This is a genomic window from Streptomyces sp. NPDC091377 (assembly GCF_044757045.1).
Classification (GTDB): Bacteria; Actinomycetota; Actinomycetes; order Streptomycetales; family Streptomycetaceae; genus Streptomyces.
The window spans coordinates 259181-285382 of sequence record NZ_JBIVUE010000010.1; the positions used below are offsets into that span (position 1 = coordinate 259181).

The window sequence follows — 26202 nt, forward strand, 5'->3', positions numbered from 1 at the left end:
GCGCCGGTCAAGGCGTGGGCGCCCGTCCGCGTGGGGGGTGCGGGTGCCGCTCAGCCGTCCCAGAGGGCCCCCAGCGCGTTCAGTTCCCCCCGGTACTCGATCCGGTCCGCCCACGGCCGGGGCCAGGCTTCGGTGCCGAGGTGGGCGCCCGCGAAGGCGCCGGTGAGACAGGCGAGGGAGTCGGAGTCGCCGGAGGTGCAGGCGGCGCGGCGCACGGCGGTGAGCGGCTCGTCCACGAAGAGCAGGAAGCACAGCAGCCCGGTGGCCAGCGCCTCCTCGGCGATCCAGCCCTCGCCGGTGGCGAGACAGGGGTCGGTCTCCGGCGAGACGGTGCGGACGGCGTCCTTGAGCCGGTCCAGGACCGCCAGGCACTCGTCCCAGCCGCGCCCGATGTAGTGCTCGGGCGAGGGGTCCTGGCCGCGCGTCCAGAGATCGCCGAGCCAGCGCTCGTGGTACCGGCCGCGGTTGTCGTAGGCGTACGACCGCAGCAGCCCGACGAGCCCGGTGGGTTCGGCGCCCTGGGCGAGCAGTCGTACGGCGTGGGCGGTGAGGTCGGCGGCGGCGAGTGCCGTCGGATGGCCGTGGGTGAGGGCGGCCTGCAACTGGGCGGCGCCGGAGCGCTGTTCGTCGCTGAGGCCGGGGACGAGGCCGACCGGTGCGACCCGCATGTTGGCGCCGCAGCCCTTGGAGTGGATCTGGCTCGCGTCCTGCCAGGCCAGGTCCGGGGAGCCGAGCCGTTCGCAGGCGACCAGGCAGGTGCGTCCGGGTGCGCGGTTGTTCTCCGGCGACCGGTACCAGTCCATGTACTCCTCGCGCAGGGTCCGCGCCAGCCGCCGCGGCTCCAGGGCCCGGGGGTCGGGCCGTCCCGGCGTCGCGGGTCCCGGCTCGCCCTGCTGCATGGCGGTGCGTATCGCGCGTCCCACGGCCAGTGTCATCTGGGTGTCGTCGGTGACGAACGCGGGGACGGGCAGGTCCATGTCCCGCCAGGGGCCGCACTTGGCGAGGATCGACGGCACGTCGTTGAACTCGGTCGGGAAGCCCAGCGCGTCCCCGAGGGCGAGTCCCACCAGGGAGCCGGTGGCGGCACGCTTGCGGACGGTGGTCGTGGTCATGCGGGGTGTCCTTCCCGGGTGGGGCGGAGCAGGGGCGGGTGGAGGGCGGTGGCGGTGCCGGCGCGGTGGAGCGCGGCCGGTTTGCCGCGTCCGCCGGTGAGCCGGGCGGCGCCGGGCACCGGTTCCACGAAGCCGGGGGTGGCGAGTACCTTGCGCCGGAAGTTGGGCCGGTCCAGGGCGGTGCCCCACACGGTCTCGTAGACCCGCTGCAACTCGCCGAGGGTGAACTCGGGCGGGCAGAAGGCCGTGGCGAGGCAGGTGTACTCCAGCTTGGCGCCGACGCGGTCGTGGGCGTCGGCGAGGATCCGGTCGTGGTCGAAGGCGAGGGACCCGGCGCTGTCGTACGGCACCCAGCGGGCCTGGGCCGCGTCGCCGCCGCCGCGCGGTTCGGGCGGTTCGGGCAGCAGCGCGGCGAAGGCGACGGAGACGACCCGCATCCGGGGGTCGCGGTCGGGCTCGCTGTAGGTCCGCAACTGCTCCAGGTGGAGCCCGGAGAGGGAGGCGAGTCCGGTCTCCTCGGCGAGTTCCCGCCGGGCGGCGGTCTCGGCGGACTCGGTCGGCCGGACGAAGCCGCCGGGCAGCGCCCAGCGCCCGGCGTACGGTTCCTGTCCGCGCTCCACGAGCAGCACGTGCAACGCGTCCTCGCGCAGGGTGAGCACGGCGAGATCGACCGTGACGGCGAAGGGCTCGTAGGCGTACTTGTCGTAGGACGTCCTGTCGTCGTAGCCGCCGGTCACGGCCATCCACGCTCCCCCTGTCGGTCCGTGCCCGCCAGTCATCTTTATGGTCGAAGTGACTAATAGTCGTTACGACTATAAAGAGTCGGGGCCCGCCGGACAACCCCCACGACCGGCCGCCCCACCCCGGCGACCAGCCCGACGACCAGCCCGACGACCACCGGGCACCTCCGGACGACCGACCCGGCCCACCCCGGCGACCACGCCGACGCGTCCCTGCGGGGCCGGCCCGGCGGGGTCCTCAGCCCGCCTCCGTGGCCCGGCGCCCCAGGAACGCCAGCAGCCGCTCGTCCGCCCGCGCCGACTCCGGTACGGTCACCGGCGCCGCGAAACGCACCCCGCGGTCCTCGTCCGCCACCACCGAGCGCGCGACCGGCAGCAGCTCGGCCGCGAGGGGCACGGGCAGCGGCCGTATTTGTCCGCACGCCCGGGCCACGTCCCAGCCGTGCACGGCGATCTCCACGGCGCCCACCGCCGCCACCACCCGGATGTCCAGCGGTCGCTCCCCGATCAGCACCCGGTCCGGCGGCCCCGCCGCCCACGCCCCGAGCACCGCGCAGGCCCGTCTGCGGAATCCGCAGGCGGCGCCGCTGAACTCCCCCGCCCCCGGGAACGGGCCGATCGCCCCGCCCGTCAGGCCCTCGTACAGCGCGTCCAGCGAGTCGTCCAGATGCCCGAGCAGCCTGCCCAGATCCCAGTCGGCGCACGGTGTGCCCCGCCTCAGGCCGGCGGTCTCCACCCCGGCGACACTCCCCAGCGCGTACGCGAGCGACCGCTCCAGCAGTTCCCCGGGGTCCGTCGCCGGTCCGCCCGTCGCCTCATCCGTCGTTTCACCCATGCCGCTCCCTCCGTCACCGATACAGACCGGCCGGGAAGCGGAAACACATCGGCCGGCCCCGGAGACAATCCCGGGACCGGCCGACAGATCTACAGGTCGACTTCAGCGCCGCAGCGCACCGACCTCACACCTCACATCGACGCATCGGCACATCGACACATCGGGGTCCTGTCTACAGGTCGACTTCCTGCATCAGCATGCCGACCTCCGTGTTGGACAGCCGTCGCAGCCAGCCCGACTTCTGGTCGCCCAGCGTGATCGGGCCGAAGGAGACCCGGACCAGCTTGTCGACGGGAAAGCCCGCCTCGGCGAGCATCCGTCGCACGATGTGCTTGCGGCCCTCGTGCAGGGTGACCTCGACCAGGTAGTTCTTGCCGGTCTGCTCCACGACCCGGAAGTGGTCCGCGCGCGCGTACCCGTCCTCCAGCTGGATGCCGTCCTTGAGGCGCTTGCCCAGGTCACGCGGGATGGGGCCGACGATGTGCGCGAGATAGGTCTTCTTCACGCCGTACTTCGGGTGGGTCAGCCGGTGTGCCAGCTCGCCGTGGTTGGTGAGCAGGATGACACCCTCGGTCTCGGTGTCCAGCCGGCCGACGTGGAAGAGCCGGGTCTCCCGGTTGGTGACGTAGTCGCCGAGGCACTGACGGCCCTCGGGGTCCTCCATGGTGGAGACGACCCCGGCGGGCTTGTTGAGCGAGAAGAACTGGTACGACTGCGTGGCCACGGTCAGCCCGTCGACCTTGACCTCGTCCCTCTCCGGGTCGACCCGCTTGCCCTGCTCGGTGACGATCTCCCCGTTGACCTCCACCCGCGCCTGCTCGATCAGCTCCTCGCAGGCCCGCCGTGAGCCGTAGCCCGCGCGCGCGAGGACCTTCTGGAGCCGCTCGCCCTCCTGCTCGGCGCCCGGGAAGGTCTTAGGCGGCTTGACGTCCTTCTTGGCCGCGTACCGCTCCCTGGTGCGCTCCTCGGCCCGTGCCTCGTACTCACGGGAGCTGCCGGGCGCCGTCCGGCCGCGCTGGGGGCGGGCCTGCTTGGGGCCGCCCTTGACACCGCCGCGCGCGGAGCCGCCGCGCCCCGACTTCGGGCCCTCCTTCGTGCCCCCGGGGCCCACGTCGTAGCGGCGCTCCTCGGGGCGGGGCTTGCTGGGGCGGCTCTGCCCCTGCTTCTGGTCCCTGTCGTTACCGGCACCGCGGTGGTTACCGCGCCCGCCGCTCTTACCGCTGCCGCTGCTTCGCATCAAAGTTCCGTCTGGTCAGTCGTCCGCGTCGTGTGCGCCGGGCGCATCGGGTGCGTCCGGGTCGAACGACGGCACCCCTTCCTGCGTCTCGGCCTCGATCGCCTCCGCCTCCGGGAGGAAGGGCGCGAGTTCCGGCAGTTCGTCCAGGCCGCGCAGGCCCATCCGCTCCAGGAAGTAGTTCGTCGTCGTGTACAGGATCGCACCTGTTTCGGGTTCCGCGCCCGCCTCCTCGATCAGCCCGCGCTGGAGAAGGGTCCGCATCACGCCGTCGCAGTTGACTCCGCGCACCGCCGAGACCCGGCTACGGCTCACCGGCCGGCGGTACGCGACCACCGCGAGGGTCTCCAGCGCGGCCTGGGTGAGCCGGGCGTGCTGCCCGTCGAGCACGAAGCCCTCCACGGCCGCCGCGTACTCGGGCCGGGTGTAGTAGCGCCAGCCGCCCGCGATCAGCCGCAGCTCGAAACCGCGCCCCTGCGCCACGTATTCCTCGGCCAGCTCCCGCAGCGCGTCGGCGATCCTGCGCCGGGGCCGCTGGAGGATCTTGGCGAGGTGCTCCTCGGTCGCGGGTTCGTCCACGACCATCAGCACGGCCTCCAGCGCGGGCTTCAGCTCCAGCGCGGCCGGCCCGGACGGGACCTCGGTGCTCTGCTCGCTCACGCCGTCTTCTCCTCGTCCTTCGGCGGCTCGGGCGGCCGGTCGAACTCGTCGGTGACCAGGGGGCCGGCCGTCTCCTCCCCGCCGGTCCAGCGCACCAGCAGCTCCCCGAGCGCGCTCTCCTGCTCCAGCGCCACGGCCTTCTCCCGGTACAGCTCCAGCAGGGCCAGGAAGCGGGCCACGACAGTCAGCGTGTCGTCGGTGTCCTCGATCAGCGCGCGGAAACTGGCCTCGCCCAGCGCACGCAGCCGTGCCACCACGATCCCGGCCTGTTCGCGCACACTGACCAGCGGGGCGTGGATGTGGTCGACGTACACCTGCGGCTTGGGCCTCGGCTGCATCGCCTTCACGGCGAGCCGCGCGAACCCCTCCGGCCCGATGCTGATCACCACGTCCGGCAGCAGCTCGGCGTGGTGCGGTTCGAGACCTACGGTACGGGGGTAGCGGCGGGCCTCGTCGTCGAGCCGTCCGCTGAAGATGTCGGCGATCCGCTTGTACGCGCGGTACTGGAGCAGCCGGGCGAACAGCAGGTCACGGGCTTCCAGGAGCGCCAGGTCGGCCTCGTCCTCCACCTCGGCGGCGGGCAGCAGCCGGGCCGCCTTCAGATCGAGCAGGGTGGCGGCGACGACCAGGAACTCGGTCGTCTGGTCCAGGTCCCAGTCCGGCCCCATGGCCCGGATGTGCGCCATGAATTCGTCGGTCACCTTCGACAGCGCGACCTCGGTGACGTCCAGCTTGTGCTTGGAGATCAGCTGGAGCAGCAGATCGAAGGGGCCCTCGAAGTTGGCGAGCCGCACCGTGAAGACACCGTCACCACCGTCGTGCGAAGCCCCGGCCTCCTCCACCCGCGCCCCGCCGCCCGCGCCCCGCGCCACCACACCGGCCCCGGAATCGGCCCCGGGCGCGGACTCCGCTTCGGCCGACGGCCCGGATTCAGGCCCAGGCTCCGGCCCAAGCTCCGCCCCGGCCTCCGGCCCGGCTCCGGACTCACGCTCCGCCCCAGACTCGGACTCCGCCCCGGCCTCTGGCCCGACTCCAGACTCACACTCCGCCCCGGACCCGGACTCCGCCTCGGACTCCAGCCCAGGCTCCGCCTCGAAATCCGACCCTGGCTCAGGCCCGGCTCCAGGCCCAGGCACCGCCCCGGGCTCACGCCCCGCACCGGAATCAGGCTCCGGCCCGGATTCAGGCCCCGACCCGGACCCACGCCCCGACCCCGCCGCGACGGCCCCCGTCGCCGTGTTCTCGGCCACCGCTACACCGGCTGTCGCCTCCCGCGTGGGCGTCGCCTCCGTCGGGGGAGTCGCTCCCGGACCACGTCCCAGCGCGCGCCGACGGCCGCCGGAGGCAGCCGCGCCCGCGTGGGGGACAGAGGGATCATTCGAGGTCATAGCCCCCGCAGGCTACCCCTACCGCCCGCGCAACCGTCGTACGAGGATGCTGGCGTCCCCGCGGGTCTCCAGATCGGCGAGGACCACGGCGACGGCCTCCCGCACGATGCGGCCTCGGTCCACGGCGAGTCCGTGCTCGCCGCGCAGGACCAGCCGCGCGTGCTCCAGGTCCATCAGTTCCTCGGCGGAGACATACACGGTGATCTTCTCGTCGTGCCGTTCCCGGCCGCTGGGCCGGCGGTTGCCGCCCCGGCCCCGCTTGCGCGGCGCGGCGGAGTCCCCGGCCGCCGCGGGACCGTTGGCAGAACCTTCCTGCGCCGCCGTACGCCGTCCGCTCCGCTCGCGTTCCCGGCCGCGCGACTCGGCGTCGGCCGGATCCACGTCCGCCGCGACATGCTCGGCGCCGTTGCCGTCGCCGCCCCGCGCGGGCACGGAGTGCGGCGCGTCCTCGGCGGACTGCGGGTCGCTCTCCCCCGCCGGGGCCGACACCCGGGCCTCGCCGTTGGCGGGTCGCCGCGGGGAGGACGGCTGGAGCGCCGTGCCCCCTGTCGTACGGAAGAGTTCGTCGGCCCCCGGCAGACTCACTCGGCGTGACACCGGGCGAGCACCTCCCTGGCGAGCTGGCGGTAGGCGGCGGCACCGACGGAGTTGGAGGCGTAGGTGGTGATCGGCTCACCGGCGACCGTGGTCTCCGGGAAGCGGACCGTGCGGCCGATGACCGTGTGGTAGACGTGGTCGTCGAACGCCTCGACCACCCGGGCCAGCACCTCGCGGCTGTGGACCGTGCGCGAGTCGTACATCGTGGCGAGGATGCCGTCCAGCTCCAGCTCGGGGTTGAGCCGCTCCTGGACCTTCTCGATGGTCTCGGTGAGCAGGGCCACTCCGCGCAGGGCGAAGAACTCGCACTCCAGCGGGACGATGACCTTGTGCGCGGCGGTCAGGGCGTTGACCGTGAGCAGGCCGAGCGAGGGCTGGCAGTCGATGACGATGTAGTCGTAGTCCGGCAGCAGCGGCTTCAGCGCGCGCTGGAGGGTGGACTCGCGGGCGACCTCGGAGACGAGCTGGACCTCGGCGGCCGACAGGTCGATGTTGCTGGGCAGCAGGTCCATGTTGGGGACCGCGGTCTTCAGCAGGACCTCGTCGGCGGACATGCCCCGCTCCATGAGCAGGTTGTAGACCGTGAGGTCGAGTTCCATCGGGTTGACGCCGAGGCCGACGGAGAGCGCGCCCTGCGGGTCGAAGTCCACGAGCAGGACGCGACGGCCGTACTCCGCGAGCGCGGCACCCAGGTTGATGGTCGACGTGGTCTTGCCGACGCCGCCCTTCTGGTTGCACATCGCGATGATCTTCGCGGGTCCGTGGTCGGTCAGCGGGCCCGGGATCGGGAAGTACGGCAGCGGACGCCCGGTCGGGCCGACGCGCTCACGGCGCTGGCGGGCCGCGTCGGGCGCGAGCGTGGCCGCGTACTCGGGATCGGGCTCGTACTCGGCGTCGGGGTCGTAGAAGTGCCCCTCGGGCAGTTCGTCGTAGTCGGCGAAGTGGTTGTGGGGCACGCCACTTCCGTCGCCGGTCATGGCGTTCACGTGATGGCCATCCATGCTCTGGTGTGCTGGCTGAGTCACCCCCTGCTTCCGGTGACTCATGTGGGCTGCGAAGGTGCGCACCGCGACGGAGCCGACAGCCTCGAACCCCGCGGGAGCCGGATCCCGCGTAGGGCTTCCTGGATGACCACCCCCGGGAGAAAATGTCGACTCATTCACAAGTCGTCTTACCTCCTTGGTGACCAGGGGACTTCTAGACAGGTCAGCGTGGCACCATGCCGACGGTTGGCGACTCTATGGCGTGTCGGGCGTCCGCAGCAACACAATCCGCCGGACCCGGCAGGATGTGTCGGCAATGAAACATCACCCTGTCAAGGGCGTACGACCGTCGCACAGCAGGTTTCCAGGGTGTGCGAATCGGTCCAAGAGTTACGTTCGAGGCGAGTTGACCGAGTGCCGCAAAGTGACCATACACACATCCGGCCGGACCTTGAGGGCAAGGTCCGGCCGGGCGTGTGTGGTTGACGGACCGTGTTGACGAATCGCCTTTTGCCGGATGACGACTTGACGGCGGCCGGTGTGTCGCGGGTGCGCCGGGGCGGGGTGGCTCCGGGGCGGCGGGTCAGGCGAGGAGGGTCCCCAGCGCGACGTGCTCCAGGCCGTGGGCCTCGGCGACCTCCTTGTAAACGACCTTGCCGTCATGGGTGTTGAGGCCCTTGGCCAGCGCGGGGTCCCGGCGCAGCGCCTCGACCCAGCCGTTGTCGGCGAGGGAGACGATGTAGGGCAGCGTGGCGTTGGTGAGGGCGTTGGTGGAGGTGTTGGGCACCGCGCCGGGCATGTTGGCGACGCAGTAGAAGACCGACTCGTGCACCCGGAAGGTCGGCTCGGCGTGGGTCGTGGGGTGGGAGTCCTCGAAGCAGCCGCCCTGGTCGATCGCGATGTCGACAAGGACACTCCCGGGCTTCATCCGGGAGACCAGCTCGTTGGTGACCAGCTTGGGGGCCTTGGCGCCGGGGATGAGGACCGCGCCGATGACGAGGTCGGCCTCCAGGACGGCCTTCTCCAGCTCGAAGGTGTTGGACATGACGGCCTTGACCTTGGTGCCGAAGATCTTGTCGGCCTCGCGGAGCTTGTTGATGTCGCGGTCCAGGAGGGTCACGTCGAAGCCCATGCCGACGGCGATCTGGGTCGCGTTCCAGCCGGAGACGCCGCCACCGATGACGACGGCCTTGGCGGGGGTCACGCCGGGGACGCCGCCGGGCAGCACACCGCGTCCGCCGGCCGGGCGCATCAGGTGGTAGGCGCCGACCTGGGGGGCGAGGCGGCCCGCGACCTCGGACATCGGGGCGAGCAGCGGCAGGGCGCGGCCCGGCAGCTCGACCGTCTCGTAGGCGATGGCGGTGGTGCCGGACTCGATCAGGGCGTCCGTGCACTCCTTGGAGGCGGCCAGGTGGAGGTAGGTGAAGAGGACCTGGTCCTTGCGGAGGCGGTGGTACTCCTCGGCGATGGGCTCCTTGACCTTCAGCAGCAGATCGGCCGCGGCCCACACCTCGTCGGCGGTCTCCAGGATCTCGGCCCCGGCCAGGACGTACTCCGCGTCCGGGATCGAGGAGCCGAGGCCGGCCCCGCGCTCGACGACGACCTGATGGCCGTGGCGCACCAGCTCGTGCACGCCGCCCGGGGTGATGGCCACCCGGAACTCGTTGTTCTTGACCTCGCGGGGGATGCCGACCTTCACGTCGATCACGGTCCTTGGCTCAGAGGGGTTTTTTCGCGACATACCCGGCCATGCGCGGGCACACCGGGAGGGACCGCGGGAGAGTGCGGTAGAGCCAGTTTAATGAAGGTGTTCCCGGTGTCTAGCCTTTCATTGCTTTAATCTTTCCCGGATGCACTACGGATTTCGTAGGCGCTGGGTCCGGATCCCGGAGAGGAATCATCGGAATCGCTCCCCTGCGCCTCCCGAACCTCCTGAAACTCCTGGATCTCCTCCCCCAGCATGCGCTCGGCCGCACTGCGGTGCAGCCCGGCCGCAGTGGTGTCGCCCAGGTGCTCCAGGGTGTCGGCGAGCCGCAGATGCAGCGCCGCCTGGAGCCGTACGTCCGCGGCGCGACGGGCCCACTCCACCGCCTCCTGGCAGGTGCGCAGCGATTCCTCGGGGCGGCCCGCGTACTCCTGGACCCGGGCCAGCTCGCTCAACGCCCGCGCGTAGGCGGCGACATCGTCGAGCTTGCGGTACCCGGCGAGGGCGGCCCGCCAGCCGCGCTGGGCCTCGCCGTAGCGGCCCGCGTAGGTGTGGGCGGTGGCGATCCTGCCGTAGAGCCGGGCGGCGTCCTCGCGCTCGCCGCGGGCCAGCCGCTCGGCCAACGCGCGGCCGAACCAGTCGGTGGCCCGGTCGTAGTCCCCCAGCTCCTGGTGGGTGCCGCCTACGGATTCCATCGCGCGGCCGGTGGCGTAGGGGTCCTGCGCGGCGCGCGCGGCGTCCAGCGCGGCCCGGTAGCGGGCGAGGGCCTCGGTCAGCCGGCCGGTGCGGGCGTCCAGGTCGCCGAGGTTCAGCAGCGCCGCCGCCCGCTCGCGGGGCAGATCGCGCCGCTCGGCGACATCGAGGACGAGGCGGTGGACGCCGTAGAGGTCGGGGGCGGCGGCGTGGGTGCCGAAGTGGGCGACCGTCGCCCGTACGAGCTGGGACATCAGCCGCCGGGCCAGGGTGTCCAGCTCACCGTCGGCGACCGCGAGGCGGGCCGAGGCCAGCAGGGCGGGGCGGCGCAGCCGCAGCCAGTCGGCGGCGGCCCGGGGGGTGGGGAAGCGCAGGGCGCGGGGCATGCCCTGGAGCTTCTCGCGCGCCTCGGGGTTGTCGGTCTCGGTGATGGCCCGGCAGGACTGGAGCAGCCGTACCGTGCGCTCCAGCATCCGGGCGCGGGCGAGTTGCAGCTCGGCGGGGCGGTCGTGGGCCTCGGTGAGGGCGACCAGCAGGGGGTGCAGACAGCCGGGGACCTCGTACTGGGGCAGCGGTCCGGCCGTGCGGCGCAGCAGTCCGAGGGCGACGAAGTCGTCCAGGGTGGTGCGGGCACCGCCGACCGAGCAGCCGGCCAGCGCGGAGGCGGTGTGCGGGTCGGCGAGTCCGGCGGGGGCGAGGGCGAGCAGGCGCAGGGTCCGGGCGGCCGGGGCGGGCAGGGAGGCGTGCACGAGCCGGAAGACCCGGTCGAGCGCGGATCCCTCGTCCCCCTCGGCGTGGAGCTGTTTGGCCAGGTCGGCTACGGCCGTCTTGGGGCGGGCGGCGAGCCAGCCGCCGGCCAGCACCAGCGCGGCGGGCTGCGCCTGGCACGCCTCGACCAGCCCTTCCGCGGCGCGCGGATCCACCGTGATCCGCACCGACCCGGTGTTCCGGGACAGCAGTTCCACGGCCGACTTGGTGTCGAGGCCGCCCAGGGTGCAGGGCCGTACGTCCGAGATGCCGGTCAGCGGGCCGCGGGACACGGCGACGACCAGGCAGTCGGGGGTGTCCGGGAGCAGGGCGTCCACCTGCTCGGCGTCGACGGCGTCGTCCAGCAGCAGTACCCGACGGCGGCCGTCGAGCGCCTCGCGGAAGGAGGCCGTCAGATCGTCCTCGGCGGCCCCCGCGGGGACCGGCAGCCCCAGTTCGGCGAGGAGTTCGCGGGCTGTCCGCCCCACCGGCACCGGAGTGCCGTCGGGCTCGGCGAGCCGGGCGCGCAGCACCCCGTCCGGGTAGCGGTCGGCGATCTGCCGGACGAGTTCCCCGGCGAGCGCGGACCGGCCGGAGCCGGGCTTCCCCGCGATGAGCAGGACGCGGGCGCGGGGCGCCTTCTTCCCGGCCAGGGTGTCGAGACCGGCGCGCTCGATGTCGGCGCGCAGCTCCTTCAACTCCCGTGTGCGGCCCAGGAATCCGCTGTCCTGCGACGAGTGTCCCGACAGCCGAACGCCGTCCGTGTCCACCGCCTGATCCGTCACGGGCCACACTCCCGTCCCACCGCACGCGCAGCACCCGCCGGGCTCCGGTCCAGAGGCCCCGGCCCTCTCGCGAGGAGCCTAGTTCACGCTCTGCGACGATCCCGGCGGAGCGCGGCGGACACGTCCCCCGATCGGATCAGGCGATGGTCACACCAGCCCCCGGGGCCGACTCCCGGCCAAGGGCCCCGACCGCCCGCTCAAGCGGCCGGTGCCGCGGTCCTCACCGTCCACCCGTCCCCGGAGGGCAGGCGCAGGCGGGCCCGCCCTCCCGCACGGGGCCGATCCCGCACAGGCGCCGGGCCCGGCCACGTCACAGCCCCGGCCGCGCCTCCCTTCCGGATCGTGCCGGGCCGTTGCGGCGAGGGGCGGGCCTGACACCTCGGGCGTGTGGGACCGATCGGCGTTCGTGGCCGGTGGACTGGTCGCCCGGTGACGTGACGATCCGTCGTCCACCCGGGACGGCTGTCCGGGGGACAGCTGGCCCCGAGATCTGGCGCCCATGAGGTGTGGACCTGCATCCACGGGCCGTGGGTCCGGCACCCACGGGGGTCGGGGGTCCAGCGCCCACGGGGGTCGGGCGTCCGGCACCCACGGCGGTCGGGGGACCTGCATCCACGGGGGTCGGGGACCCGCATCCGCCAGGCCGCGGGTCCGCACCCACAGAGCCGCGGGTCCGGTCGACCGGGAGGGCTGGGACGGCTCCATGAGGGAGGGGCGACCTCCGTACGACCGATGCCCCGCCCCTCCCGGGCGCGCGGCCCACATGTCCCGACCACCCGCTGCCGCTCGCGACCACCAGCGACCGCCCCCGGCCACCCCCAGCCACCCCCAGCCACCCCGGCCACCCCCCGCGAGCGCCGCGTCCCACGCCCCGGCCGCCGCCTCACCGGTGGTACGGGGCCCGCCTCACGGGCGGTACGGGCCCTGCCTCACGCCTCGAACGGGCGGGCCGGCCATGGTGCCTCCGCCGGGCGCAGGGTGCCCAGTCCGGACCCGGCGCGGGCGGCGACCAGGGACAGGACGCCGACGACCAGGCAGTTGTTGTGCAGTTCTCCGGCGAGGACACCGCGGACCAGTTCCTCGACCGGCACCCGGGCCAGTTCCAGATCCAGTTCCTCGTGCTCGGCCGCAAAGCGCTCGCCCTCGACCTCGGACAGGCCCCGCGCCAGGAAGATCCGTACGGCCTCGTCGCAGCCGCCCGCCGTGGTGTAGACGTCGGTCAGCACCCGCCAGTCCTCGGCCTTGACGTGCGCCTCCTCGTACAGCTCGCGCTGGGCGGCGTGCAGCGGGTTCTCGCCGGGGACGTCGAGCAGCCCGGCCGGGATCTCCCAGAGCTTCTGGCGCACGGGGTGCCGGTACTGGCGCAGCACCAGCACCCGGCCCGCCTCGTCCAGGGCGAGGACCGCGACCGAACCCGGGTGGACCTGGTAGTCGCGGCGGACCACGGTCCCGTCGGGCATGACCACCTCGTCGGTGCGCACGGAGGTCTTGTTGCCCACGAAGGGGGTCTCCGTCGCGCGGATCTCCCACTCCTCGGGGGTGTCCTTGATCGTCATGCCCTGCCCTTCCACCTGCCTAAAGGAAAACCGGGGTGCGCACCCTCGAAGATCCTTGAGGGAGACGCACCCCGGCAACCGTACAACCGGTGTGTTACTCGGAACCGCCCGCCGCGTCGGCCCCCGCCGCGTTCTGCCGGCGCTCCACGGCCGCCTTGACCAGCCCGGCGAACAGGGGGTGCGGGCGGGTCGGGCGCGAGCGCAGCTCCGGGTGGGCCTGGGTGGCCACCAGGTAGGGGTGGACGTCGCGCGGGTACTCGACGTACTCGACGAGCTTGTTGTCCGGCGAGGTGCCCGAGAAGAGGATCCCGGCCTTCTTCTCCAGCTCGCCGCGGTAGGCGTTGTTCACCTCGTAGCGGTGCCGGTGGCGCTCCTCCACGTACTCCTTGCCGTCGTAGACCTCACGCACGATCGAGCCCTCGGCCAGCTTCGCCGGGTACATGCCCAGTCGCATGGTGCCGCCCATGTCGCCCTCGCCGGCGACGATGTCGAGCTGCTCGGCCATGGTGGAGATCACCGGGTGGGAGGTGGCCGGGTCGAACTCGGTGGAGTTGGCGTCGGTGATGCCGGCCAGGTTGCGCGCGGCCTCGATCACGATGCACTGCAGGCCCAGGCAGAGCCCGAGCAGCGGGATCCGGTGTTCGCGGGCGTACTGGATGGCACCGACCTTGCCGGACACCCCACGGTCGCCGAAGCCGCCGGGGATGCAGATGGCGTCGGCGTCGGAGAGCTGCTCGGCGGCGCCGGCCGGGGTCTTGCAGTCGTCGGAGGTGACCCACTTGATCTTGACGCGGGTCCGGTTGGCGAAGCCGCCCGCGCGCAGCGCCTCGGTGACGGAGAGATAGGCGTCGGGCAGGTCGATGTACTTGCCGACCAGCGCGAGGGTGATCTCGTGGCTCGGACGGTGGACCCGGTCCAGGAGATCGTCCCAGGTCGTCCAGTCCACATCGCGGAACGGCAGGTCCAGCCGGCGCACGGCGTAGGCGTCCAGGCCCTCGGAGTGCACGGTCTTCGGGATGTCGTAGATCGACGGGGCGTCGGGGCAGGCCACCACGGCGTCCTCGTCCACGTCGCACATCAGCGAGATCTTGCGCTTGATGGCGGTCGGGACCTCGCGGTCGCAGCGCAGCACGATGGCGTCCGGCTGGATGCCGATGTTGCGCAGGGCGGCGACCGAGTGCTGGGTCGGCTTGGTCTTCAGCTCGCCCGAGGGGCCGATGTAGGGCAGCAGCGAGATGTGGACGACGAAGACGTTGTCGCGGCCGACCTCGTGCCGGACCTGGCGGACGGTCTCCAGGAACGGCAGCGACTCGATGTCGCCGACGGTGCCGCCGACCTCGGTGATGACCACGTCGACCTCGTCGGTGGCCATCCGGCGGATGCGGTTCTTGATCTCGTTGGTGATGTGCGGGATGACCTGGACGGTGTCGCCCAGGTACTCGCCGCGGCGCTCCTTGGCGATCACCGTCGAGTAGACCTGGCCGGTGGTGACGTTGGCGGAGCCGTCGAGGTCGCGGTCGAGAAAACGCTCGTAGTGACCGATGTCCAGGTCGGCCTCGGTACCGTCGTTGGTGACGAACACCTCACCGTGCTGGAAGGGGTTCATCGTGCCGGGGTCGACGTTGATGTACGGGTCGAGCTTCTGCATCACCACGCGCAGGCCGCGGGCCTTGAGCAGCATGCCCAGGCTGGAGGCCGTCAGGCCCTTGCCGAGCGAGGAGGCGACACCCCCGGTGACGAAGATGTGCTTGGTCGTCGTGGTTTTCGGCGGCATGGCCAAGAGGGGGCTCCCGTGGTCGCGGTCTGGGGGTGCGTGGGGCGGCCGGACCGGGTTCCGTACGGGATTCCGTATCGGTTTCCGGGGGGCGCCGTCGCTGCGGTTCGGGGGTTTTGCTCCCACCGGTCCACGGGCTACCAGGGTATCAGCGCCTCGGAGCCCCGACTCCCGGCCACGCTTCGCACACACGCGGGCACACATCCGCGATATTTCCGCCATATATCCGCATGTCTTACCGGTCCCTCACCGATCGCTCACCCGATCGGCTCACCCACGTTGTCCGGAGCGGCACGCAGATCATCTACGTGCGTCGTATCCTGCTCGGACACTCGCTGCCGAGCCCGCCGGAAACAAAGGCACCACCCCCGCCCGTCACCGCCGGAACAACGAGAGCTCGTCAGTTCGTTGAGCAGCATTTGTCGTTTTGCCACACCGCTGATCGACTACGTTGCTGAACAGCTCAACGACGCATGACACACACCCTTGACCGCACTAGCGACAGCCCCTTTTCGGGGTGACGTGGCCGTTCGACTGGAGTTGCACGTGGCCGGGCGCATCGAAGACTACGCACTCATCGGAGACATGCAGACCGCCGCACTGGTCTGCCGGGACGGCACGGTGGACTGGCTGTGCCTGCCCCGCTTCGACTCGCACGCCGTCTTCGCCGGCCTGCTGGGCACCGAGGATCACGGGTTCTGGCGGATCGGCCCGGCCCACCCGGAGGGCGGTGAGCCGCCGACGGCGAACCGCAGAAGCTATCGCGGGGACTCACTGATCCTGGAGTCCGAGTGGGACACCCCGCGCGGCACGGTCCGGGTGACCGATTTCATGCCGCCGCGCGACGGCGCCCCGCAGCTCATCCGCATCGTGGAGGGCGTCTCCGGCCGGGTGCCGATGCGCTCGGCCCTGCGGATGCGTTTCTCCTACGGCCGGGTCGTGCCGTGGGTGCACAAGCACGAGGGGCGCACGGTCGCCGTCGCCGGACCCGACTCGGTGTGGTTCGACACCGCCGTCGAGACCTACGGCAAGGCGCTGACCACGTACTCCGACTTCACGGTCTCCCCCGGTGAGCGGATCGCCTTCACCATCTCCTGGGAGCCCTCGCACAAGGAGCCGCCCGCGCTGCCCGAGCCCGAGCAGTCGCTGACCGCGACCGAGGACTTCTGGCGGGAGTGGGTCGAGCACTGTACGTACCACGGCCCCTACCGCGAGGCGGTGGTCCGCTCCCTGATCACCCTGAAGGCCCTCACCTACGCCCCCACCGGCGGCATCGTCGCCGCGCCCACCACCTCCCTGCCGGAGGAGATCGGCGGCGTCCGCAACTGGGACTACCGCTACACCTGGCTGCGCGACGCCGCCATCACCCTCTCCTCCCTGCTGCGCACCGGCTACCGCGAGGAGGCCCGCGCCTGGCGTGAGTGGCTGCTGCGCGCGGTCGCCGGCGACCCGGAGAACCTCCAGATCATGTACGGCATCGCCGGTGAGCGGGAGCTGGGCGAGGCGGAGCTGGACTGGCTGCCGGGCTACGAGAACTCCGCCCCGGTCCGGGTCGGCAACGGCGCCGCCCACCAGCTCCAGCTCGATGTCTACGGCGAGGTCACCGAGGCGCTCCACCTCGGCCATATGACCGGTCTGGCCCGCAGCGACTACGCCTCCCTCCTCCAGCTCAAGCTCATCCGCTATCTGGAGGACCACTGGATGGAGCCCGACGAGGGCATCTGGGAGGTGCGCGGCCCGCGCCGCCACTTCGTGCACTCCAAGGTGATGGCCTGGGTCGCGGTGGACCGCACCATCAAGCTGATCGAGTCCGGGGACGCGGACGGCCCGCTGGACCGCTGGCGCGACATGCGCGACGACATCCACCGGGACGTGTGCGAGAAGGGCTACGACAAGGAACGCAACACCTTCACCCAGTCCTACGGCTCCAAGGAACTGGACGCCTCACTGCTGCTGATCCCGCAGATGGGCTTCCTGCCGCCGGACGACAAGCGGGTCATCGGCACCATCGAGGCGATCCAGCGGGAGCTGTCCACACCGGACGGCTTCATCCTGCGCTACCCCACCGAGGGTGAGGAGGCGGGCGTGGACGGCCTGCCCGGCGACGAGGGCGCGTTCCTCGCCTGCTCGTTCTGGATGGCCGACGACCTGGCGATGATCGGCCGGGTGGACGAGGCGCGCAGGCTCTTCGAGAAGCTCCTCGCCCTCCGCAACGACCTGGGCCTGCTGGCCGAGGAGTGGGACCCGCGCCGCCAGCGCCAGGTCGGCAACTTCCCCCAGGCGTTCAGCCATGTCCCCCTGATCGACACGGCCCTGCGGCTGACGGCGTCGGGGGCGTACGGGGGCTGAGGCCCTCACCCGGGCCCCACCACAGGGGCCCTCATCCGGGGGCCCTCACCACGGGGCCCTCACCCGGGGCCCCACCACGGGGGCTCTCACCCGGGTGCCCTCACCGTCCGTCACGGGCCGCGCGGCGGACGGTCCTCGGCCGGTACTCGACCAGGGTGAGCGCGAGGGCCACATACCGTTCGATCAGTTCCTCGGTGCCGACCGGACCGACCGGGCCGTCCGGACCGTCTGCGCCGACCCGCCCGTCCGGGCCGACCCGCCCGTCCGGCCGGTACCAGTCGGCGATGGCGTCGCACATGGCGATGACGGCCCGGCGGGCGTCGTCGGGGTACGGCGTGAGGAAGATCCCCTGCTCGACCCCGCGCTCGACCACCTCGCGGAACTGCCGGGCACCGCGCGCCTCGCTCAGGCGGTACTGGGCCAGCCGCTCGGGCTCCAGACTGCGGCCCTCGGTGAGCACGATGCTGCTCTTGACCGGGTGCTCGGCACGGAACCGCACGGTGGCGGCGACCAGCGCCTCCAACTGCTCGGCGGGGTCGTCCCCGGTGGCCCCCAGCGCCAGGTCGCACGCGCCGAAGTACGCGTCGAGTCCGTCGTCGAGGATGGCGACCAGCAGATCCTGCTTGCCCTTGTAGTAGTAGTACATGGCCGACAGGCTGACCCCGGCGCGCTGGGCGATGTCACGGATCGAGGTGGCGTTGTAGCCCCGCTCGGAGAACTCCAGCCGGGCCGCCTCGATGATGGCCCGGTGGCCCGCGGGCCGCTCGGCCGCCGCTGCCTGAACTCCCATGGGGACCGCCCCGCCCTTCTGTCCCGCCGCCCCTACCGGCCCTGAACGGTCGTACAGCCAACCGGCGGCTCGGACATCCTAGCGGTCACCGGCTCGGTCAGGTTCCTTCTGGTTCCGCCTCGTTCCCGTCGACTTCGGCACTTTTCCCTCCGCGTACCGACGTCGGCCGTAGAGAGCAGACGATCGCACTTACCTAACGTTCGACAAGCATCATCCGATGATCCCCCGCTCACGCAGCCGGTCGATGTCCGGCCCGCCCAGGCCGAGCCCGGCCAGCACCGTGTCGGTGTCGTCACCGAGGTCGGGCGCGGGGGCCGGAGCGGCGGGCGGGGTGGCGGTGAAGCGGGGGGCGGGGGCCGGTTCGGGTCCGCCGCGCGGGCCGCGCCGATGGGTGCCGCGGGCCATGTTGTGCGGGTGCTCGACGGCCTCGGTGAGCGACAGCACGGGCGTCACACAGGCGTTCCGGCCGAGGAACAGGGAGGCCCATTCGTCCCGGGGGCGCCGGGCGAAGATCTCGGTGAGCCGGGTCCGCATCACGGGCCAGGTGGCGGGATCGCGCTGACGGGCGAAGTCCGGGTCGCCGGTGAGGCCGAGCACCCGCAGCAGCGCCGCGAAGAACTGGGGTTCCAGGGCGCCGACCGCGACATGGCCGCCGTCGGCGCAGCGGTAGACGCAGTAGAAGGGGGCGCCGCCGTCGACGATGTTGACCCCGGGCCGGTCCTGCCAGATGCCCTGGGAGAGGAACCCGTAGGTCATGGCGAGCAGCAGGGCGGTGCCGTCGGTCATGGCGGCGTCCACGACCTGCCCCTGTCCGGTGGCGCGGGCGTGCAGCAGGGCGCTGACCAGGCCGAGCGCGAGCAGCATGCCGCCGCCGCCGAAGTCGCCGACGAGGTTGATCGGGACGACCGGGTCGCCGCCGGGCGGGGCGATGGCGTGCAGGGCGCCGGCGAGGGCGATGTAGTTGATGTCGTGGCCGGGTTCCTGGGCGAGCGGTCCGTCCTGTCCCCAGCCCGTCATCCGGCCGTAGACGAGGGCCGGGTTGGCGGCGAGGGCCTCGTCAGGACCGAGGCCGAGGCGCTCGGCGGCGCCCGGCCGGAAGCCCTCGACCACGGCGTCGGCCCCGGCGAGGAGCCGGCGGACGAGGGCCGCGCCGTCCGGGTGCTTGAGATCGACGGTGACCGAGCGCCGCCCCCGCTGGAGCACCGGGAAGGGCGCGGGCTGCCCGGTGTGGGCGGGCCGGTCGATCCGGACCACCTCGGCACCGAGGTCGGCCAGCATCATGCAGCAGAACGGTCCGGGCCCGAGGCCCCCCAGTTCGACGACCCGCACGCCGGTGAGGGGCCCGCTCATCGGCCGTTCCGGCGGGAGGTCCCCCCGGCCCCCGCCCGGACGCCGGGGCGGCTGAACGTGACGGCGGTGGCGCCGTCGTGACGGAAGTCACGGAAGTCGGCGAGGACTGCGTCGACCATGAGTGCTCCTGGCGATACGGAAAGCGCGAACCGGTCCGACGGACGGCGACCACCATGTCTGTCGAACATTCGTTAAGTTACGAGGGCCGCTCGCCCTCTGTCCACTCCGCACCGCACAGAAGCCGGCCCCGCCGACGTCCAACGAACCGCCGCCGTACGGGTCACGAAAGGGCACCCGGCCCGGACCGCAGGTTACCCAGCGACCCCGCTGACCAGCACGTACGACACCCCGCGCCCCCGGGACCACCCGCTGCCCCGGCACCGGGTCCGCGCGCGCGAAGCCACGCGGGTAGCGTCCGCCTCATGGACAGCCGTACGGACCCTCGATTCGACAGCCACGGTGCCGGGATCACCGTGCAGCGGGCGCTGGAGCTGCCCGGACTGCGCAGCGGCCTCCCGGAGGTGCTGGCGGGCGCCGACCGGTTGCAGCGCACCGTGCGCTGGGTGCACGCGGGCGAGGTGCCCCACATCGCCTCCCTGCTCAAGGGCGGCGAACTCCTGCTGACCACCGGCTACGGCCTCGGCACCCGCCCCGCCGAACAGCGCACGTTCGTCCGCACCCTGGCCGAGCGCGGCATCGCGGCCCTGGTGGTGGAGCTGGGTCCGCGGTTCACCCGGCTGCCCGCCACCCTCGTGGAGACGGCCCGCACCGCCGGTCTCCCCCTGGTCCAGCTCCACCGCGAAGTGCCCTTCGTGACGGTGACCGAGGAGATCCACACGGAGATCGTCAACGGCCACTTCGCCCTGCTCCAACGGGCCGAGGAAGTGGTGCGCCGCTGCACGGAGGCGCTGCTCGGCGGCGGCGGGATCCCCCAGGTGCTGTCCATCCTGGCCGACTTCAGCGGCAACCCGGTCTTCCTGGAGACCCCCGAGGGCCTTCTCCTGTACGCCGCCGGCTCCGGCCCCGAGGGCGCCGAACCCCTCCAGGTGTGGGAGGGGCTGCGCGGCCGGCACGTCGAGCACGCCGCCCCGCCGGCCGGCTCGGTCCTGGTCGAGGTGCCGGGCGGCGGTCCGGGCACCGGCTCGGTCCGCGCCCGTCTGGTCCTGCTCCCGGTGCGCGGCCCGCTGGCCCCGGTCCACCGGATCGCCGTCGAACGGGCCGCCGAGATCCTCGCCGTCGTCCTGATGCAGGCTCGTCAGGAGGAGGAACTGGCCGCGCGCGGTCGCGGCGACTTCCTCACCGACCTCGCCGAGGGCCGGATCACCGCCGAGGACGCCCCCGGCCAGGCGCGGGTCCTCGGCTTCAAGCCGGGTGCCGGTCCACTGCTGCCCGTCGTGATGCGGCTGGGCGACCCGATCACCACCGGCGGCGGCTGGGCCCTGCTGGCCCGGGCGGTCGCCGAGGAACTCGCCGCGGTCGGCGTGCCGGCCCTGCTGGGCGTACGTCCCGTCGAGGGCCGTGTCCCGCTGCTGCTGGGCCTGCGCTCGGAGTCGGAGCGCGCGGCCGTCGCCGACCGGGTCGCGGCGGCCCTGCGGGCCGGGGTGGAGCGGGCCGGGATGCAACGCCCCGGGGCCCGGCCCCCGGTGGTGGTGGTCGGCGTGGCGGGCGGCTGGGCCGCGGCCTCGGCGGGGCTGCGGCACGCGGCCGAGACGGCGACGGCGGCCCAGGGCCTGACCGACCGGCCGTGGTACGACGCCCGCCGCCTGGACATCGACCTGCTGCTGTGGCGGCTGCGCGACCATCCCGACCTCGCCGCGTTCGTGGACCGCGCCATCGGCCCGATCCGCGACCACGACCGCCGCTCCAAGCCGCCGCTGCTGCCCACCCTGGAGACCTATCTGGCCCACGCGGGCCGCAAGGCGGAGACCGCCCGCGAACTCCACCTCAACCGCCAGACCCTCTACAACCGCCTGGCCCGGATCGGCGAACTCCTCGGCACGGACCTGGACGACCCCCAGACGGTGCTGGCCCTCAGCCTGGCCCTGCGGGCCCGGCGCCATGTGGACTGACCCTCAGACCAGCGCCCAGGGCTTGGTCAGCTCGTCGTACACACTCAGCACCTGGGCCACCGTCTCGTCCTCGGTCGGCCAGCCGGCGGCCTGCCGCGACCCCTTGCCCCGCAGCTCCTCCTGCCGCACCGGATCGTCCAGCAGCCGTACGACCGCCCCGGCCAGGGCGTGCGCGTCGCCGTAGGGGACGAGTTCGGCCGCGTCGCCGACGAGTTCGGGGATACCGCCGACGGCCGAGGCGACCAGCGGCACCCGCGCGTGGAGCGCCTCCTGCGCCAGCACCGAGCGCGACTCCCACCGGCTGGGCAGCAGCACGACATCGGCGGCGGCCAGCAGCTCCGCGACGTCGTCGCGCCGCCCCAGCAGCCGTACCGGCAGTTCCTCGTCCTCGATGCGGCGCTGCAACTCGCCCCGCAGCGCCCCCTCGCCCGCGACGGCGACCAGCGGCGCCGGGTCGCGCAGCCGCCAGGCGCGGGCGGCGTCGAGCAGGACGTCGTAGCCCCGGTGCGCCTCCAGCGAGCCGACGGTGAGCAGCAACGGGCGTCCGGTCGCGCCGAGTTCCGCGCGCGCCTTGGCCCGGTCGGGCTCGTCGCGCGGACGCACCCGGACGCCGGGCAGCGCGACGGGCGCGAGCCGGGCGTCCCGCGCGCCGCGGTGCCGGGCGCGGTCCACGAGGTCGGAGGTGGTGCCGAGGACCACGGCCGCCGCCCGCGCCACCCGGCGCTCCAGCAGCCGCAGCACACGCCCGCGGGCCCCGTCGGCGTGCGCGCGGTCGTGCCAGGTGACGACCAGCGGTACGGATCGCCCGCCGAGCGCCAGCGCGGCGCGGACGGCGGCGTGCAGCCCATGGGCGTGCACCAGGTCGGCGTCCGCGCAGGCCGCCCGGAGCGCGGCCACGGAGGCGGGGTCGCCGCTGCGGGGCACCCGGGCGTGGTCGGCGCCGGTCCCGGTGAAGTCGTAGGCGTGTTCGGCCTCGACGGGGGCGCACACCGTGACCCGTACGCCCCGGGCGACGAGCCCCGCGGCCAGCGAGCGCACATGGGCGCTGCTGCCGGCATGGCCGCCGCCGAGCACCTGCACGGTGCGCAGTGTCGACCTGCCGTGCGATGCGTGGCTGCTCACGGGGGTCACGTGGCCGGGCTCCTGGTTCGGCTTCGAACGGTCACGAAGAAACGTACAGAAGGATCGGGCGCGGGGGGTGTACCGCGCGGTCGCTTCCGCGTACCCGTCCAAGAATGCCAGGACGTACGCCCGTTCCCGCAACGCCCGAGGTCACGGCCGGTCGCCACCCGCTGCCCGAAATCGCTCACACGGGTGACCCGGCCGGCGCGCCCGCCCGCTCCCCGTACCCGGCCGCGGCGACCACGGCGGCGGCGTGCGCGACCAGCCCGGCCCGTCCGTTCGCGGCGGCGACCGCCACCCCGAGGGCCGCGCCCAGCGCGTGCGCGCCGGTGTCCCCGAGCATGGTCCGCTCCCCGAGATCCCCGGGCAGTACGGCCGCCACGGCGCCCGTGGCCGTCGCGGCGACGGCGCCTCCGGGCCCCGGCCGCAGCATCCCCGGCAGCCCGAGCGCGAGCACCGCGCCGGCTGCCCGGCCGGGCCGTACGTCCACGAGGTTGACGCAGTGCGCGGCTCCGGCGATCACCACGGCCGCCAGCGCCTTGTCCACCGCCCGCTCCTTGAGCACCGCGCCCGTGACCAGCCCGGCGGCGGACACCCCGAGCAACTTCACGGCCCCGCTGGTGACCTCGCCGCGCCGCAGTGCGCCCAGATGCGCCCGGAAGCCGCGCCGCCCGTCCCCGGCGACATCGTCGTAGGCCCCGCACATCCCGGCCACCGCGACCGCGGCCCCGGCGACCGGGTGCACCCGCCCCACGCCCAGCGCGGCAGCCACCGCGACGGCAGGCCCGGTGCCCGGATCGACGCCTCGTCCGGCGTGGTTCACGCCCGTCCACCGCCCCCGCAGCGCCGGCGCCACGCCATGGGCGAGACCGGCGGAGAGCGCGAGGGCCCCGCCTCTGGAGACTGGAACGGATTCGAAAGAGTGAATCCTGGACACCCGGTTGACCATCGCCCCACCCTACGACCCACCCCACCCGCCCAACACACCAGCCGGGCCTGGGAAAAGGGCCCCTCGACGGCATTCTCGCTGAGCCACTTGAAGCCGCGGGCCTCTCTGGGCCCCCTTGGGGGCACCGGGTCCCACTGGGCCTCTGGGGCCCCAGCACCTCTGGGGCCTATTGGGGTCTCCGGGCCCTCCGGGCCCTCCGGGTCCCGCTGCGGTCTCCGGGTCCCATTGGGGCCTCCGGCACCTCTGGGGCCTCCGAGGCCCATTGGGGTCTCCGGGTCCCATTGGGGCCTCCGGCACCTCTGGGGGCCCACTGGGGTCTCCGGGGCCTCTGGGTCCCGCTGCGGTCTCCGGGTGCCACTGGGGCCACTGGGGCCTCCGAGGCCCATTGGGGTCTCCGGGGCCTCCGGGTCGCGCTGCGGTCTCCGGGTCCCATTGGGGCCTCCGGCACCTCTGGGGCCCATTGGGGTCTCCGGGTCCTCTGACACCTCTGGGGCCTCTGGCACCTCCGGGGCCTCCGGGGCCTCCGGGGCCTCCGGCCGACGAACCCGGCGCCCTCCCGGCCCCGCCCGGGCAGCCCAGGTCCCCCTGAACATCCGCCCGGCGCCCCGGAACCCTCAGGCCCCTCGCTCAAGTCCCACGGGCCCTGGGGCCTCGTAGAGCCCCGTCCGACGCGCCGGCCCCCGCTGACCCCCGCCCAACACCTCAGAAGCCCCGAAGCCTCCTAGCCCCCGCAGACCCCGTAGCCCCCGTAGGCCCCCGCCCCACCACCCCGAAGAGCCGCAGCCCCCGCCCGACGGCCCCAGAGCCCCCTGACCGCCCCCAGCCCCCCAGCCCTCCAGTCCAAGCCCCCAAGCCCCCAAGCCCCCAGGCCCCGGACGTCCCCTAGACCTCGCCCCGAGCCGTTGCCAGCAGTTCCTCGGCGTGGGCCCGGGCCGTCTGGGAGTCCTCCTGTCCGGCCAGCATCCGGGACAGCTCCCGGATCCGCTCCTCGCCCTCCAGGACCTTCACCCCGGAGCGCGTCACGGACCCGTCGTCCGTCTTCTCCACCAGCAACTGCCGGTCGGCGAACGCGGCGACCTGCGGCAGGTGGGTGACCACCACGACCTGCGCCGTCTTCGCGAGCCGCGCGAGGCGCCGCCCGATCTCGACCGCCGCCTTGCCGCCGACCCCGGCGTCCACCTCGTCGAAGAGATACGTCGGCACGGGATCCGTCCCCGCGAACACGACCTCCACGGCGAGCATCACCCGCGACAGCTCACCGCCGGAGGCGCCCTTGGCGATGGGCCGGGCCGGGGCGCCCGGATGCGGGGCGAGGAGCAGTTCGACCTCATCGGCACCGGACGGCCCGTACGCCACGGCCCGCCCCCCGACCAGGACACCCTCCGGGTCCTCGCTCTGCCGGATCTCGAACGACACCCGCGCGTGCGGCATGGCCAGCGAGGCCAGCTCGGCGGTCACCGCGGCGGCGAACCTCGCGGCCGTCTCCGTACGGGCATCCGTCAACGCCTGGGCCAGCTCACCGAGTTCCGCCCGCAGCGCGTCCCGTTCGGCGGTCAGCTCGCCGATCCGCTCGTCGTCGCCGTCGAGTTCCGTCAGCCGCGCGGCACTCCGCTCGCCCCAGGCCAGCACGGCCGCGATGTCGTCCCCGTACTTGCGGGTCAGCGCGCCCAGCGCGGCCCGCCGCTCCTCCACCGCCGCCAGCCGCAGCGGATCGGCGTCCAGGTCGTCGGCGTACCCGGCGAGTTCCCCCGCCACATCGCCCAGCAGGATCCCGATCTCCCCGATCCGGTCGGCCAGCGCCGCCAGCGCCGGATCGTGCGAGCGGACCGTCTCCAGCGCCCGGTGCGCGCCCGCGACCAGCGTCGAGGCGTCGACGCCCTCGGGGTCCTCGGGGTTGCCCGCCAGCGCGGCGTGCGCGATCGTCGCGGCGGACGCCAGCGCCTCGGCGTGTCCGAGCCGCTCGGCCTCCTCGGACAGCTCGACGTCCTCACCGGCCCGCGGTTCGACCCCGGCGATCTCGTCCAGCCCGTAGCGCAGCATGTCGGCCTCCTGGGCCCGCTCGCGCGCGAGGGTGGTGATCTGCTCCAGCTCGGTGACGACCGCCCGCACCCGCCGGTACGCCTCGCCGTACTTCGCGAGCGGCACAGCGACGGCGTCCCCGGCGTACCGGTCGAGCGCCTGCCGCTGCCGGGACTGCTTCAGCAGCCCCTGCTGATCGGTCTGCCCGTGGACGGCGACCAGCTCGTCCGACAGCTCGGACAGCATTCCCACCGGCACCGACCGTCCGCCGACATGCGCCCGGGAGCGGCCCTCGGCCGAAACGGTACGGCTGATCAGCAGCGCCCCGTCGTCCAGCTCGGCCCCCGCCTCCTCGGCCCGTACGGCGGCCGAGGCCCCCGCGGGCAGGGAGATCCGCCCCTCCACGACCGCCTTGTCGGCGCCGATCCGCACCAGCGCCGGATCGGCCCGTCCCCCGAGCAGCAGCCCGAGGCTGGTGACCACCATCGTCTTGCCCGCGCCCGTCTCACCGGTGACAGCGGTGAACCCCGGCGACAGCTCGACAACGGCGTCGTCAATCACGCCGAGCGACCGTATCCGCATCTCCTCCAACACGGACACGACCTTACGAGGTGATGATGGTGAAGTGCGACGGCCCCTGCCCTTGTGATGTGAAGACCCAGGTGACACAGGCCCGCCGCCGCCGAGCATCACCCACCCGAGTGGCACCGCCGAAGGATCGGGCGGCCCTCGACACCGGCACCCT

Annotated in this window: 20 protein-coding genes; 2 read left to right on the forward strand and 18 right to left on the reverse strand. The window is 73.2% G+C overall.

Features of this window, described 5'->3' with window-relative positions:
* Window positions 1–50: 50 nt before the first annotated feature.
* From ACIQNG_RS23210 to ACIQNG_RS23265, 12 genes are all read right to left on the reverse strand, one after another.
* Window positions 51–1112, reverse strand: coding sequence for an ADP-ribosylglycohydrolase family protein (locus tag ACIQNG_RS23210; protein WP_401487440.1), 1062 nt, complete (start codon window positions 1110–1112; stop codon window positions 51–53).
* On the reverse strand, window positions 1109–1855 hold the full coding sequence (locus tag ACIQNG_RS23215; RefSeq protein ID WP_401487442.1) for an NUDIX hydrolase: 747 nt from the start codon (window positions 1853–1855) through the stop codon (window positions 1109–1111). The genes ACIQNG_RS23210 and ACIQNG_RS23215 overlap by 4 nt, the downstream gene beginning before the upstream one ends.
* 235 nt (window positions 1856–2090) lie before the next feature.
* Window positions 2091–2687: a TIGR03086 family metal-binding protein gene (locus ACIQNG_RS23220; protein ID WP_401487444.1), complete on the reverse strand. Its 597-nt coding sequence runs from the start codon at window positions 2685–2687 to the stop codon at window positions 2091–2093.
* 172 nt (window positions 2688–2859) lie between these two features.
* Window positions 2860–3924 carry a pseudouridine synthase gene (locus ACIQNG_RS23225; protein ID WP_401487446.1) on the reverse strand — a complete coding sequence of 355 codons (1065 nt, stop codon included), beginning with the start codon at window positions 3922–3924 and terminating at the stop codon, window positions 2860–2862.
* 15 nt (window positions 3925–3939) lie between these two features.
* Window positions 3940–4581: an SMC-Scp complex subunit ScpB gene (scpB, locus tag ACIQNG_RS23230; protein ID WP_401428761.1), complete on the reverse strand. Its 642-nt coding sequence runs from the start codon at window positions 4579–4581 to the stop codon at window positions 3940–3942.
* Entirely contained in the window at window positions 4578–5660 is a 1083-nt protein-coding gene (locus ACIQNG_RS23235) for a segregation/condensation protein A (RefSeq protein ID WP_401487501.1), read from the reverse strand. The genes scpB and ACIQNG_RS23235 overlap by 4 nt, the downstream gene beginning before the upstream one ends.
* A 327-nt stretch (window positions 5661–5987) precedes the next feature.
* A complete protein-coding gene (locus tag ACIQNG_RS23240) occupies window positions 5988–6566 on the reverse strand; it encodes a hypothetical protein (protein WP_401487448.1) in 579 nt (192 codons plus the stop codon).
* Entirely contained in the window at window positions 6551–7612 is a 1062-nt protein-coding gene (locus ACIQNG_RS23245; RefSeq protein WP_401428755.1) for a ParA family protein, read from the reverse strand. Before ACIQNG_RS23245 ends, ACIQNG_RS23240 begins: the two co-directional genes overlap by 16 nt.
* 520 nt (window positions 7613–8132) lie before the next feature.
* On the reverse strand, window positions 8133–9257 hold the full coding sequence (gene ald, locus ACIQNG_RS23250) for an alanine dehydrogenase (protein WP_401487451.1): 1125 nt from the start codon (window positions 9255–9257) through the stop codon (window positions 8133–8135).
* A gap of 128 nt (window positions 9258–9385) precedes the next feature.
* Entirely contained in the window at window positions 9386–11479 is a 2094-nt protein-coding gene (locus ACIQNG_RS23255; protein ID WP_401487453.1) for a tetratricopeptide repeat protein, read from the reverse strand.
* Window positions 11480–12408: 929 nt separating this feature from the next.
* A complete protein-coding gene (locus ACIQNG_RS23260) occupies window positions 12409–13035 on the reverse strand; it encodes an NUDIX domain-containing protein (protein ID WP_401487455.1) in 627 nt (208 codons plus the stop codon).
* 94 nt (window positions 13036–13129) lie between these two features.
* Entirely contained in the window at window positions 13130–14809 is a 1680-nt protein-coding gene (locus tag ACIQNG_RS23265; RefSeq protein WP_401487457.1) for a CTP synthase, read from the reverse strand.
* A gap of 546 nt (window positions 14810–15355) precedes the next feature.
* On the opposite strand from ACIQNG_RS23265, the gene ACIQNG_RS23270 reads away from it, so the two are divergent.
* Complete coding sequence (locus ACIQNG_RS23270; RefSeq protein WP_401487503.1) at window positions 15356–17158, forward strand: glycoside hydrolase family 15 protein; 1803 nt, start codon at window positions 15356–15358, stop codon at window positions 17156–17158.
* 100 nt (window positions 17159–17258) lie between these two features.
* Here ACIQNG_RS23270 and ACIQNG_RS23275 read toward each other — a convergent pair whose 3' ends face one another.
* The 3 genes from ACIQNG_RS23275 to ACIQNG_RS23285 form a co-directional block, all read right to left on the reverse strand.
* A complete protein-coding gene (locus ACIQNG_RS23275; RefSeq protein WP_401487459.1) occupies window positions 17259–17948 on the reverse strand; it encodes a TetR/AcrR family transcriptional regulator in 690 nt (229 codons plus the stop codon).
* Between the two features lie 210 nt (window positions 17949–18158).
* Entirely contained in the window at window positions 18159–19298 is a 1140-nt protein-coding gene (locus ACIQNG_RS23280; RefSeq protein ID WP_401428742.1) for a CaiB/BaiF CoA transferase family protein, read from the reverse strand.
* On the reverse strand, window positions 19295–19417 hold the full coding sequence (locus ACIQNG_RS23285) for a hypothetical protein (protein WP_401428740.1): 123 nt from the start codon (window positions 19415–19417) through the stop codon (window positions 19295–19297). Before ACIQNG_RS23285 ends, ACIQNG_RS23280 begins: the two co-directional genes overlap by 4 nt.
* Before the next feature lie 303 nt (window positions 19418–19720).
* On the opposite strand from ACIQNG_RS23285, the gene ACIQNG_RS23290 reads away from it, so the two are divergent.
* Window positions 19721–21367 carry a PucR family transcriptional regulator gene (locus ACIQNG_RS23290; protein WP_401487462.1) on the forward strand — a complete coding sequence of 549 codons (1647 nt, stop codon included), beginning with the start codon at window positions 19721–19723 and terminating at the stop codon, window positions 21365–21367.
* Between the two features lie 3 nt (window positions 21368–21370).
* Here ACIQNG_RS23290 and ACIQNG_RS23295 read toward each other — a convergent pair whose 3' ends face one another.
* From ACIQNG_RS23295 to recN, 3 genes are all read right to left on the reverse strand, one after another.
* Window positions 21371–22498 carry a glycosyltransferase family 4 protein gene (locus tag ACIQNG_RS23295; protein WP_401487464.1) on the reverse strand — a complete coding sequence of 376 codons (1128 nt, stop codon included), beginning with the start codon at window positions 22496–22498 and terminating at the stop codon, window positions 21371–21373.
* Window positions 22499–22673: 175 nt separating this feature from the next.
* Window positions 22674–23438, reverse strand: coding sequence for a hypothetical protein (locus tag ACIQNG_RS23300; RefSeq protein ID WP_401487465.1), 765 nt, complete (start codon window positions 23436–23438; stop codon window positions 22674–22676).
* A gap of 882 nt (window positions 23439–24320) precedes the next feature.
* On the reverse strand, window positions 24321–26039 hold the full coding sequence (recN, locus tag ACIQNG_RS23305) for a DNA repair protein RecN (RefSeq protein WP_401429436.1): 1719 nt from the start codon (window positions 26037–26039) through the stop codon (window positions 24321–24323).
* Between the last annotated feature and the right edge of the window lie 163 nt (window positions 26040–26202).

Coding starts and splice junctions, on each gene's coding strand:
- ACIQNG_RS23290 (WP_401487462.1), top strand. CDS start 19,721: ATGGACAGCCGTACGGACCCTCGATTCGACAGCCACGGTGCCGGGATC.
- recN (WP_401429436.1), bottom strand. CDS start 26,039: ATGCGGATACGGTCGCTCGGCGTGATTGACGACGCCGTTGTCGAGCTG.
- ACIQNG_RS23245 (WP_401428755.1), bottom strand. CDS start 7,612: ATGAGTCACCGGAAGCAGGGGGTGACTCAGCCAGCACACCAGAGCATG.
- ACIQNG_RS23265 (WP_401487457.1), bottom strand. CDS start 14,809: ATGCCGCCGAAAACCACGACGACCAAGCACATCTTCGTCACCGGGGGT.
- ACIQNG_RS23280 (WP_401428742.1), bottom strand. CDS start 19,298: ATGAGCGGGCCCCTCACCGGCGTGCGGGTCGTCGAACTGGGGGGCCTC.
- ACIQNG_RS23220 (WP_401487444.1), bottom strand. CDS start 2,687: ATGGGTGAAACGACGGATGAGGCGACGGGCGGACCGGCGACGGACCCC.
- ACIQNG_RS23275 (WP_401487459.1), bottom strand. CDS start 17,948: ATGGGAGTTCAGGCAGCGGCGGCCGAGCGGCCCGCGGGCCACCGGGCC.
- ACIQNG_RS23215 (WP_401487442.1), bottom strand. CDS start 1,855: ATGGCCGTGACCGGCGGCTACGACGACAGGACGTCCTACGACAAGTAC.
- ACIQNG_RS23260 (WP_401487455.1), bottom strand. CDS start 13,035: ATGACGATCAAGGACACCCCCGAGGAGTGGGAGATCCGCGCGACGGAG.
- ACIQNG_RS23285 (WP_401428740.1), bottom strand. CDS start 19,417: ATGGTCGACGCAGTCCTCGCCGACTTCCGTGACTTCCGTCACGACGGC.
- ACIQNG_RS23300 (WP_401487465.1), bottom strand. CDS start 23,438: ATGGTCAACCGGGTGTCCAGGATTCACTCTTTCGAATCCGTTCCAGTC.
- ACIQNG_RS23225 (WP_401487446.1), bottom strand. CDS start 3,924: ATGCGAAGCAGCGGCAGCGGTAAGAGCGGCGGGCGCGGTAACCACCGC.
- ACIQNG_RS23210 (WP_401487440.1), bottom strand. CDS start 1,112: ATGACCACGACCACCGTCCGCAAGCGTGCCGCCACCGGCTCCCTGGTG.